The sequence below is a fragment of the Streptomyces sp. NPDC049915 genome, assembly GCF_040656475.1.
Taxonomy (GTDB): Bacteria; Actinomycetota; Actinomycetes; order Streptomycetales; family Streptomycetaceae; genus Streptomyces.
This window is the reverse complement of record NZ_JBFAMH010000001.1, coordinates 580,290-590,731: the sequence shown is the minus strand read 5'-3', so window position 1 is coordinate 590,731 and position 10,442 is coordinate 580,290. Positions and strand designations below refer to the sequence as shown.

The window sequence follows — 10,442 nt, the reverse complement described above, 5'->3', positions numbered from 1 at the left end:
GGGGCGGGGGTGGGGGGTGTCCGTCCTCGGTCCGGCCGCCCGTTTCCGACGAGGGCGCCCTTGCCCGGTGCCGGCCGCTGCGGGCGGACACCCCCCCACCCCGGCCCCTTCCCGTCGTCCGCGGGTGCACCGCCGTTGTGGCAGGGTCACGCGGCCACGGTGAGGCGTTGCGACGGGGCGCGGTGCGGGGCGACGGCGCGGCCGTCGGGGAGCAGCTCGCCGGTGTCGTCGAAGACGATCGTGCCGTCGCACAGCAGGGTCCAGCCCTGCTCGGGGTGGGCGGCCACGACGTGCGCGGGGCGGCTGTCGGCCGCGGGGCACGAGGAGCGGTGGGAACACATGGCGCACCTCCACGCGATGAGGCCGGTCGGGTGACCGTCCTACGGCTCGACCATGCGCCCGCCGGACGACGTTCGCCAAGGCCCGGCCGGCAAGCGTGACAGCCCTAGGACATACCGGGGACGGTCCCGCGACGGGCGGGGCGGGCGGGGACGCGGACGGCAGGGGGACACCACCCGCGGACGTGGGACGCGCCACCGAAGGGGTGACGTTCACGCGCGCGTGTGCGCCGGGTCGGTACCAGTGGAAACCCCACCTCAGGAGGTTTCCCCATGACTCTGTCCCCGTCCCCATTGCGCCGCCTGTCGCTGCGCACCGCCCTCGGTACGGCGGCCGCCGCGCTCGCCCTGCTGGCCGCGGCCCCTGCCGCCCCGGCCGCGGCCGACCCCTACGAGACGATCACCGTCGACCCGGTCGGCCGTATCACCGCCGACGGCACCGTCACTCTGTCCGGCACCTACAGCTGCCTCGGCAGCTCCGGCCCGGTCTTCATCAGAACCGCCGTCTCCCAGAACGCGCCGGCCAACGGTCCGTACGCCTCGACCGTGCGCCACGGCATCGGCGCCACCCGTGCCGTGTGCGACGGCGCCGAGCACACCTGGCAGAACACCGGCAAGGTCACGACCGACGCCCTGCGCCCCGGCGCGGCCCACGTCGAGACCACCGTGCTGGAGCTGCGCCCCCAGGGCGATCTCCCGCTGCCCCTCTTCCACGCGGCCCGCCAGCAGGACATCACCCTGACGCAGGTCTGACCCTCCCTCACCGACCCCTGCCGAGTATCGGAATGACTTGCGGTACTCCGCAGGCGTCATGCCGGGCGAGCGGCAGCCCACGCCGCACGGTCGCGTCAGTCGGCGTACAGGCCGTAACCGCCGTGGCCGATGTACACGCTGTTGCGACGGCACGCTCGCCGGTGGCGTCCGACGGCCGGTTGCGCACGGTCTGTTCGACGACGAGCGTGGTGGAACCGCCGCCGTCGAGGTTGAGCCCGTCCACGGCGCCCAGATCGAGCAGGATGCGGGCCAGTTCGTCGAGGGTCACGCCGTTGCGGGTGCCAGCTGTCGGCCTTGGCGGGCAGGGCCAGGTAGGTGGCGAAGGCCCCCAGAACGGCGAGTAGCGCGGCAAGGACCGCGCTGCGTGTCGAAAGCTTGTTCACTTCAGAATTGTGTCAGGTGCACATCCAATTCACTTGCGGTCTCGTGTACAGACACCGATGCCCCGGCGCGTCGAGTCCGCCGGGGCATCGGTGTCTGTGCGCGTTCGGTCGACCGTGCGCGGTGAACCGGGCTCAGTAGTCGATGCGGTCGGCCTTGGCCAGCCATGCGTCGAACGGGGCCGTGCGGTTCGGCAGGTCCAGGTGCTCCACCTGCGTCGGCCACATCGACTGGGGCTGCTTCTCGAACAGGTCGTAGAACTTCCGGTCGTCGAAGCCGGCCACCGCGGCATCGTGCCGGTCGGCGCAGTAGACGATCCCGTCGACTCGTGCCCACAGGGCGGAGGAGAGGCACATCGGGCACGGCTCACACGAGGTGATCAGGAGGCAGCCCTCGAGCGAGAAGTTGCCCAGCTCCTTGCAGGCGGCGCGCATGGCGCTCACCTCGGCGTGAGCCGTCGGGTCAAGAGACGCGGTGACCTGGTTGTTCCCGAGCGCGACGATCTCGCCGTCCTTGGCGACCAGTGCGCCGAACGGGCCGCCGCCGTTCGCCACGCTGTCGGTGGCCAGGCTGATCGCCTCTTCCATCCAGACTCGCTTGAGGTCCTGGATGCTCGTTTCCTGAATGTGCGCGGTCACGGCGACTCCTTTTCGGATGCGGTGGGAACAGATGGGGCAGACCGAAATGACCATCGCATTGCGGGTGCCGATCGGATCTACGACGCGTTGCAACTCGTGTCAGGAGTACACCGTCAAACGAGGGGTGGCAGCTAGGGGTGGAAGGCACGAAGAACCCGCAGGTTGAGACGGGGCCTTCGTAGGGTCCTACAAGCCCCCGGCGCCCGGAACCCGCCGTCCGTGTGGCTGTTGGTCCAGGTGACGTCAGGTGCGGTGAAAGCCGAAAGGAGCCACTTGGTGGCTCCTCGTACGGGCAGATGGGACAGCGCTCAGCGGCGTTCTTTCTCGAACGTCAGGAGGAGGTCGGCCGCGACGCTCACCGCGATCGTGGCGGGCTCCTTGCCCGTGATCTCGGGCAGTCCGATCGGCGTCTTGATCCGGTCGATCGTGGCGTCGTCGTGACCGCCCTCGATGGACAGGCGGTGCCGGAACCGCGCCCATTTGGCGGACGAGCCGATCAGCCCGATCGAGCCGAGACCCTCGGTGCGCAGGGCCGCGTCGGCCAGCGCGGCGTCCTCGGCGTGGTCGTGCGTCATGATCAGGACGTGGGTGCCGGGTGCCAGCTCCGCCAGCACCTCCTCCGGGAGCAGCGGTACGTGGTGCACATGGACCTGCGCCACCGCGTCCGCGAGCACACCGAGCCGTTCGTCGGTGAGCATGTCCGGGCGGGTGTCGGTCAGGTGCAGATCCACGTTGTGGCGGGCCAGGATGCGGGCCAGTTCCAGTCCCACGTGCCCGATGCCGAAGATCGCCACCGCCGGCACCACCGGGAGCGGTTCCAGCAGGACGGAGACGGCTCCGCCACAGCACTGCACGCCGTGCCGGTTGGTGACCTTGTCGTTGAGGGCGAAATCCATCAGCTCCGGCTCCGCGTCGGGCGTGCCGATCAGCTCGCGGGCCCGGTCGATCGCGACCGCCTCGATGTTGCCGCCGCCGATGGAACCCCAGGTCTCGGAGCGTCCCACGACGAGTTTGGCGCCGGCCTTGCGTGGTGCGTGACCGCGCACGGTCGCGACGGTCACGAGCACACCGGGTTCCCGGTGGGCTCGCAACCGCGCGACCGCGGCCACCCAGGTCATGTCAGGCATTGCTCAGAGCGTTGACGCCGGCACGGACCGTGTGGCTGTCGCGGGCCTCGCCGTCGAGCTTGGCGACGCCGTTGAGCTGCGCGTCGCCCTTGCGGGCGTTCTCGATCGCCCAGTACACGGCCTCCGGCGTCGCGGGGGTCGCGAGATCCACACTGATGCCGGCCGGCCCGAACGCCGCCGCGGCCTGCCGCAGCGCCTCGCGCACCGAGAAGGCCAGCATCAGCGGAGGCTCGCCCACCGCCTTGGACCCGAACACCGCACCCTCTTCGGTGGCGTTCTCCAGCAGCATGACGTTGAACTCCTCGGGCATCTCCGAGAAGCTCGGCAGCTTGTACGTGCTCGCCGCCTGCGTCAGCAGCCGGCCGCGGTTCGGACCGTCACTGGTGTCCCAGCGCAGCTCCTCGAGCGTCAGCCAGCCCGCGCCCTGCACGAAACCGCCCTCGACCTGACCGATGTCGATCATCGGGGAGAGGCTGTCGCCGACGTCGTGCACGATGTCCACGCGCCGGATGCGGTAGGCGCCGGTGAAACCGTCGACCTCCACCTCGGTCGCGGCGGCGCCGTGCGCGAAGTACTTGAACGGCGACCCGCGGAACGTCTTCGCGTCCCAGTGCAGCCCCTCGGTCCGGTAGTAACCGGCCGCCGACAGCTGAACGCGCTGGAAGTACGCGGTGCGCACCAGCTCGTCCCAGGCCAGCTCCTTGTCGCTGCCGAGCACGCGCGCGACGCCCTCGACGATGCGCACGTCCGAGGCGTTCGCACCGAGCTGGGAGGCGGCCACCTGCAGCAGCCGCTCGCGCAGCTGCTCACAGGCGTTCTTGATCGCCCCGCCGTTGAGGTCGGCGCCCGAACTCGCGGCGGTGGCCGAGGTGTTGGGCACCTTGTCGGTGCGCGTCGGAGCGAGGCGCACCTTGTGCAGCGGGATGCCCAGCGTGGTCGCGGCCACCTGCAGCATCTTGGTGTGCAGGCCCTGGCCCATCTCGGTACCGCCGTGGTTGATCAGGACGGAGCCGTCCTTGTAGATCAGCACCAGCGCGCCGCCCTGGTTGAAGGCGGTGAGGTTGAACGAGATGCCGAACTTGATGCCGGTGATCGCAAGGGCCCGCTTGGTGTTCGGGTGCGCGGCGTTGAAGGCGGCGATCTCGCGCTTGCGGTCGGCGATACCGGCCTCGTCCAGCACCTGCTGCCAGACGGTGGAGATCCGCTCGGGCTGCGTGACCGGCTGCCCGTACGGCGTGGTCTGGCCCTGGCCCGGCTGGTAGAAGTTGCGCTCCCGCAGCTCCATGGGGTCCAGGCCGAGCAGCGGCGCGCAGCGGCCCAGGATGTCCTCGATCACCAGCATGCCCTGCGGGCCGCCGAAGCCGCGGAACGCGGTGTTGGAGACCGTGTTGGTCTTGGCGATACGACCGGCGACACGCGCGTTGGGGATCCAGTACGTGTTGTCGATGTGGCACAGCGCCCGGGCCAGCACCGGCTCGGACAGGTCCAGGCTCCAGCCGCCGTCGGCGACCAGGGTGGCGTCCAGGGCCTGGATACGGCCGTCCGCGTCGAAGCCGATCTTCCACGTGGCGTGGAACCCGTGCCGCTTGCCGGACATCGTCAGATCCTGCGTCCGGTTGAGCCGGAACCGCACCGGCCGGCCGGTCAGCTTGGCGCCGAGCGCGGCGATGGCCGCGAACCCGTGCGGCTGCATCTCCTTGCCGCCGAAGCCGCCGCCCATCCGCAGGCACTGCACGGTGACCTCGTGGGCGGGCACGCCGAGCACATGGGAGACGATCTCCTGGGTCTCCGAGGGGTGCTGGGTGCTGCTCTGGATGAAGATCTGGCCGTTCTCGTCGACCTGGGCGAGCGCCGCGTGCGTCTCCAGGTAGAAGTGCTCCTGGCCGGCGAACTGGAACTCACCGGTGAACACGTGCGCCGAGTCGGCGAAACCGGCGTCGATGTCGCCGGCCTCCATCACGGGCTGGGCGCCGTGGTAGCTGCCGGCCGCCATCGCGTCCTGCAGGGTGACCAGGGCGGGCAGTTCGTCGAGTTCCACCTCGACGGCCGCGGCACCGAGCCGGGCCGCCTCCAGGGTCTCGCCGAGCACCCAGGCGACGGCGTGGCCGTGGAACATGACCTCGTCGGGGAAGAGCGGCTCGTCGTGCTTCATGCCGGCGTCGTTGACGCCGGGCACGTCGGCCTTGGTCAGTACGCGCACCACACCGGGCACGGCGAGCGCCGGCTCGGTGTCGAGCGCGATGATCTGGCCGTGGGCCTTCATGACCTGCACCGGGTAGGCGTGCAGGACGTCCTTGGTGCGGTTGACCAGGTCGTCGGTGTAGAGCGCGGTGCCGGTGACGTGCAGGTTCGCGCTCTCGTGCGGCATCGAAACACCGACTACGGGCTTTTCGGGGCGCTCGGACAGATGGCTCATGACGACACCGCCTCAGGGGTCTGTGCGTACAGCTTCAGCAGGCTCTGGCCGAGCATCGCGGAACGGTAGAGGGAGCTGGCGCGATGATCGTCCATCGGCGTGCCCTCGCCTCGCAGCACCTTCGCCGCGGCCTCGGCGGTCTCCGTCACCCACGGCTTGCCCTCGAGGGCGGCCTCGGTGGCGAGAGCGCGGATCGGGGTGGCGGCCACGCCGCCCAGACCGATGCGTGCCTTGCGGACGATGCCGTCCTCGATGTCGAGGGCGAAGGCGACCGCCACGCTGGAGATGTCGTCGAAGCGCCGCTTGGCGATCTTGTGGAAGGCCGTGACGGGCGACAGCGGCAGCGGGATGCGCACCGCGCGGATCAGCTCGCCGGGACGGCGCACGCTCTGCCGGTAGCCGGTGAAGTACTCGGCCAGCGGGACCACCCGCTCACCGTCGGCGTCGGCGAGCACCAGCGACGCCTCCAGCGCGAGCAGCACGGGCGGGCTGTCACCGATGGGGGAGCCGGTACCGAGGTTGCCGCCGAGGGTCGCGCTGTTGCGGATGAGCCGGGACGCGAACTGCGGGAACAGCTCCGCCAGCAGCGGGACGCTGCCGTCGAGGCGGCGCTCGATCTCGGTGAGCGTCTGCGCGGCGCCGATCTCGATGTGGTCGGACTCGACGCGCAGCTCCCGCAGTTCGGGAAGGCGGTCGACGGCGACCACGCAATCGGCCCGCCGGGAACGGATGTTCACCTCCACGCCCCAGTCGGTGCTTCCGGCGACCACGACCGCGTCGGGCCGCTCGCGCAGCAGCCGCACCGCGTCGGCCAGGGTGGCCGGGCGCACGAACGTACTGTCGTCCTGGACGTACTCGGTGGCGACAGGCTCCGGCGGCGACTGCTCGCGACGCTGCGCCAGCGGGTCGTCCTCGGTGGGCGCACCGACGGCGAACGCGGCGTCGCGGATCGGGCGGTAACCGGTGCAGCGGCACAGGTTTCCGCTCAGCGCGTGCAGGTCGAAGCCGTTCGGACCGTGCTCGGCGTCGGCGCCCCCGGCCGCGTCGGAGTCGGTGTGCGCGCAGCGGTCGGGCCGGTAGTACTCGGCGGCCATGCTGCAGACGAATCCCGGGGTGCAGTAACCGCACTGGGAGCCGCCGCGGACCGCCATCTCCTCCTGCACCGGGTGCAGCGTGGGCGGCGTACCGGGCTCGCCGGCGGTGGCGAGGCCTTCGGAGGTGACGATCTCCTGACCGTCCAGGGCCGCGACCGGCACCAGGCAGGCGTTGATCGCCACCCAGTCGGTGGGCTTGTTCACGCCGGGACGGGCCACCAGGACCGAACACGCACCGCACTCGCCCTCGGCGCAGCCTTCCTTGGTGCCGGTGAGGCCACGGTCACGGAGGAAATCCAGGACCGTCGTGTGGGGGGTGGCCGGGGAAATCGGAGTGGTCTCCCCGTTGACCGTGATCCGCGCCGCTACCATGCCACGTCCTCATTTCGGAGCGCGGTCGTACAGATGATGCTGGTCGCCATTTCAGGGCTTTCTCTTTCGGTGGCGAAGCTGAAGCGTAAGAACCCGCAGCGCAAATCAGCACGCGAAAACGTGCCGCAGGCGGGTGAAGACATCAGAAGGCACCGGGGCCGCTAAAGGGCACGCCGGGGAGGAAGGCTGTTCAGCAGCCGTGCGCTACGCGACCCGGGACCCAGACGGTCCGCTGGGCGAGGCGATGCAGGTCGGAGATGATCGACATCCGACTTCGCCTCCTTCCAGCAGTTCTCGAGTCGGTTCGCTCGAAAGTACGGTGCGGCGGGTCGGTCGGTCAAGGGGGGACGTACGGAGAGCGGCACAGCTCACGGGCGCGGTCCGGCGCTGCGGTGCGGGCGGGAACCCGCCGAAACACCTCGCAGGTGCGACGGTCCGCGGCTGAAACCCGCTGCACATGCAAGTAGTCGTTTCACCGCCTGTCGTTCATGAATTGCACCGACGCATTCCCGTCGGCCGGGTGTGTCAGGCGTGAAACGCCGTCGACCCCCTCCCGAACTCGCGTCAGGCGGGCCGGAAGGGGGTCGACGGGTCGGCGGTGTGCCGGGGCGGGTCAGATGTCCCGGAAGATCTCGATCTGCGCCCCGATCGAGTTCAGGCGTTCCGCCAGGTCCTCGTACCCCCGGTTGATGACGTACACGTTGCGCAGGACCGACGTGCCCTCCGCCGCCATCATCGCCAGCAGGACGACCACCGCGGGGCGCAGGGCCGGCGGGCACATCATCTCGGCGGCGCGCCAGCGCGTGGGGCCCTCGACCAGGACGCGGTGCGGGTCCAGCAACTGCAGGCGGCCGCCCAGGCGGTTGAGGTCCGTCAGGTAGATGGCCCGGTTGTCGTAGACCCAGTCATGGATGAGGGTCTTGCCCTGCGCGGTGGCCGCGATCGCCGCGAAGAACGGGACGTTGTCGATGTTCAGGCCCGGGAACGGCATCGGGTGGATCTTGTCGATCGGCGCCTCCAGCTTGGAGGGGCGCACGGTCAGGTCCACCAGGCGGGTGCGGCCGTTGTCGGCGAAGTACTCCGCCGTGCGGTCGTGGTCGAGGCCCATCTCCTCCAGGACCGCCAGCTCGATCTCCAGGAACTCGATCGGCACGCGACGCACCGTCAGTTCCGACTCCGTCACCACGGCCGCGGCCAGCAGGCTCATCGCCTCGACCGGGTCCTCGGAGGGGGAGTAGTCGACGTCGACGTCGATGTCCGGCACGCCGTGCACGGTGAGCGTCGTGGTGCCGATGCCCTCGACCCGCACGCCCAGCGTCTCGAGGAAGAAGCACAGGTCCTGGACCATGTAGTTGGAGGAGGCATTGCGGATGACGGTCACGCCGTCGTGGCGGGCGGCCGCGAGCAGCGCGTTCTCGGTCACCGTGTCGCCGCGCTCGGTCAGCACGATCGGGCGGTCCGGGCGCACCGAACGGTCGACCTGGGCGTGGTACTGACCCTCCGTCGCCGCGATGTCCAGACCGAACCGGCGCAGCGCGATCATGTGCGGTTCGATGGTGCGGGTGCCGAGGTCGCAACCGCCGGCGTAGGGCAGCTTGAAGTGGTTCATGCGGTGCAGCAGCGGACCGAAGAACATGATGATGGAGCGGGTGCGCACGGCGGCGTCGGCGTCGATGGCCCCCATGTCCAGCTCGGCCGGCGGCGCGATCTCCAGGTCCACGCCGTCGTTGATCCAGCGGGTGCGCACGCCGATGGAGTTGAGCACCTCCAGCAGGCGGTACACCTCCTCGATCCGCGCCACCCGGCGCAGCACCGTGCGGCCCTTGTTGAGCAGGGACGCGCACAGCAGGGCCACACAGGCGTTCTTGCTCGTCTTGACGTCGATGGCTCCCGACAGCCGGCGGCCGCCGACGACCCGCAGGTGCATCGGGCCGGCGTAACCGAGCGAGACGATTTCGCTGTCCAGCGCCTCACCGATGCGAGCGATCATCTCAAGGCTGATGTTCTGGTTGCCGCGCTCGATGCGGTTGACGGCGCTCTGGCTGGTTCCGAGCGCCTCGGCGAGCTGCGTCTGCGTCCAGCCGCGGTGTTGTCGGGCGTCGCGGATGAGCTTGCCGATGCGTACGAGGTAGTCGTCTGCCATGAGGTTGAGGTTATCTCAGATATGAGATGGCGCTCGTCGGGGGGTCCGTTCGGGTGAGTCGTGTGACGGTCCGTCAAGGCCGTCCGGACTCACAGGTACCCCGCCATCCGAAAGATACGGGCAAATCCACCGATGTCCTGATCAAACCCGCCGTGCGGCATGGAACCCCGGTCTGCGTGTGTCCCTCTCACCCTCCGAAAGGGGGACACAGATGAACATCCACATGCGGCGCCTCGCCGTCGCCGCGGCGCTCGTCTGCTGCTGCATGCTGACCTCGTGCGGCACCGAGCGTGCGGGCGAGCCGGTGGCGGCCGCCCCGCCGACCGCCTCGCCGGCGTCGCCGCGCCCGTCCGTGTCCGACGTGTCCTGCGACGTGTCGGTACCGGAGAACACGGACGAGGAGGGCGGGCAGACCCTCCCGGACACCACCACCGACGACCAGGGCGGCCAGGACCTGCCGGATACGACGTCCGACGACCAGGGCGGCCAGGACCTGCCGGATACGACGTCCGACGACCAGGGCGGCCAGACCCTCCCGGACACGACGTCCGACGACCAGGGCGGCCAGGACCTTCCCGACACCACCTCCGACGACCAGGGCCCGCCTCCCGTGGACACCGAGGAGGACGCGGACCTGTCGGAGCGCTGGTACTCCATGACCCGGGAGTTCGTCGCGTACCTGAGGACCGCTGCCGCGAAGGCGGACGCCGCCCTCGCCGCACACGTGCACAGTGTCGGCGTCTGTACGGCCCAGGGCGGCGCCCGCACCCTGGCCCGGGTCCGGGTCGACTACGACGTGCGGGAGGACGGGCCGCTGAACCGCACCGCCCAGGTGTTCGCCCACTGGCGGCAGTCCCTGTACGGCGACCATGGCCATGTGGAGGTCCTCGCCCCGGCGAAGATGACCGCCGAGCGGGACTGGTAGGGCCCGGATACCCGGCGCCCGGCGACCGGTAGGGCGCGCGATGCCCGGCGCCCGGCCGGGTCGGGCATGACCAACCAGCGCCCATGTACTACTGTTATCTCGACATCGAGATATCTGCCGAGGCGCACCGTAGCCGCCACACCGGTAAGGCATGCCTAACTTAGCCTGACCTCACCGGAACGGCCAAGCCGGCGTGGCGGCACGATTGACGGTGGTACGCGCACATCAATGAAG

General features: G+C 70.1%; 9 protein-coding genes. 2 read left to right on the top strand and 7 right to left on the bottom strand.

What is annotated here, in order from left to right:
• Positions 1-146: 146 nt before the first annotated feature.
• Positions 147-341, bottom strand: a complete 195-nt coding sequence (locus AB0J12_RS02455; RefSeq protein ID WP_363262258.1) for a DUF5999 family protein — start codon at positions 339-341, stop codon at positions 147-149.
• Positions 342-641: 300 nt separating this feature from the next.
• On the opposite strand from AB0J12_RS02455, the gene AB0J12_RS02450 reads away from it, so the two are divergent.
• Complete coding sequence (locus tag AB0J12_RS02450; RefSeq protein WP_363262291.1) at positions 642-1,091, top strand: DUF6299 family protein; 450 nt, start codon at positions 642-644, stop codon at positions 1,089-1,091.
• A 7-nt stretch (positions 1,092-1,098) separates the two neighbouring features.
• On the opposite strand, the gene AB0J12_RS02445 is transcribed toward AB0J12_RS02450, so the two are convergent.
• From AB0J12_RS02445 to AB0J12_RS02420, 6 genes are all read right to left on the bottom strand, one after another.
• Positions 1,099-1,380 (bottom strand): phosphodiester glycosidase family protein, encoded by a 282-nt coding sequence (locus AB0J12_RS02445; protein WP_363262257.1) that lies wholly within the window; start codon positions 1,378-1,380, stop codon positions 1,099-1,101.
• Between the two features lie 247 nt (positions 1,381-1,627).
• A complete protein-coding gene (locus tag AB0J12_RS02440; protein ID WP_363262290.1) occupies positions 1,628-2,080 on the bottom strand; it encodes a nucleoside deaminase in 453 nt (150 codons plus the stop codon).
• 359 nt (positions 2,081-2,439) lie between these two features.
• The gene (gene xdhC / locus AB0J12_RS02435; RefSeq protein WP_363262289.1) at positions 2,440-3,249 is read right to left on the bottom strand and encodes a xanthine dehydrogenase accessory protein XdhC; all 810 of its coding nucleotides are present in this window, start codon (positions 3,247-3,249) and stop codon (positions 2,440-2,442) included.
• A 1-nt stretch (position 3,250) separates the two neighbouring features.
• Positions 3,251-5,674: a xanthine dehydrogenase molybdopterin binding subunit gene (gene xdhB, locus AB0J12_RS02430; RefSeq protein WP_363262256.1), complete on the bottom strand. Its 2,424-nt coding sequence runs from the start codon at positions 5,672-5,674 to the stop codon at positions 3,251-3,253.
• Entirely contained in the window at positions 5,671-7,140 is a 1,470-nt protein-coding gene (locus AB0J12_RS02425) for an FAD binding domain-containing protein (protein ID WP_363262255.1), read from the bottom strand. The genes xdhB and AB0J12_RS02425 overlap by 4 nt, the downstream gene beginning before the upstream one ends.
• 613 nt (positions 7,141-7,753) lie before the next feature.
• A complete protein-coding gene (locus AB0J12_RS02420; protein ID WP_363262253.1) occupies positions 7,754-9,283 on the bottom strand; it encodes a UDP-N-acetylglucosamine 1-carboxyvinyltransferase in 1,530 nt (509 codons plus the stop codon).
• A 211-nt stretch (positions 9,284-9,494) separates the two neighbouring features.
• On the opposite strand from AB0J12_RS02420, the gene AB0J12_RS02415 reads away from it, so the two are divergent.
• Complete coding sequence (locus AB0J12_RS02415) at positions 9,495-10,208, top strand: hypothetical protein (RefSeq protein WP_363262252.1); 714 nt, start codon at positions 9,495-9,497, stop codon at positions 10,206-10,208.
• Positions 10,209-10,442: the final 234 nt, after the last annotated feature.

Bases quoted from the DNA above. Each gene is read 5' to 3' on its own strand.
- AB0J12_RS02420 (WP_363262253.1), bottom strand. From the start codon at position 9,283: ATGGCAGACGACTACCTCGTACGCATCGGCAAGCTCATCCGCGACGCC.
- xdhC (WP_363262289.1), bottom strand. From the start codon at position 3,249: ATGACCTGGGTGGCCGCGGTCGCGCGGTTGCGAGCCCACCGGGAACCC.
- AB0J12_RS02425 (WP_363262255.1), bottom strand. From the start codon at position 7,140: ATGGTAGCGGCGCGGATCACGGTCAACGGGGAGACCACTCCGATTTCC.
- AB0J12_RS02440 (WP_363262290.1), bottom strand. From the start codon at position 2,080: ATGGAAGAGGCGATCAGCCTGGCCACCGACAGCGTGGCGAACGGCGGC.
- AB0J12_RS02415 (WP_363262252.1), top strand. From the start codon at position 9,495: ATGAACATCCACATGCGGCGCCTCGCCGTCGCCGCGGCGCTCGTCTGC.
- xdhB (WP_363262256.1), bottom strand. From the start codon at position 5,674: ATGAGCCATCTGTCCGAGCGCCCCGAAAAGCCCGTAGTCGGTGTTTCG.
- AB0J12_RS02455 (WP_363262258.1), bottom strand. From the start codon at position 341: ATGTGTTCCCACCGCTCCTCGTGCCCCGCGGCCGACAGCCGCCCCGCG.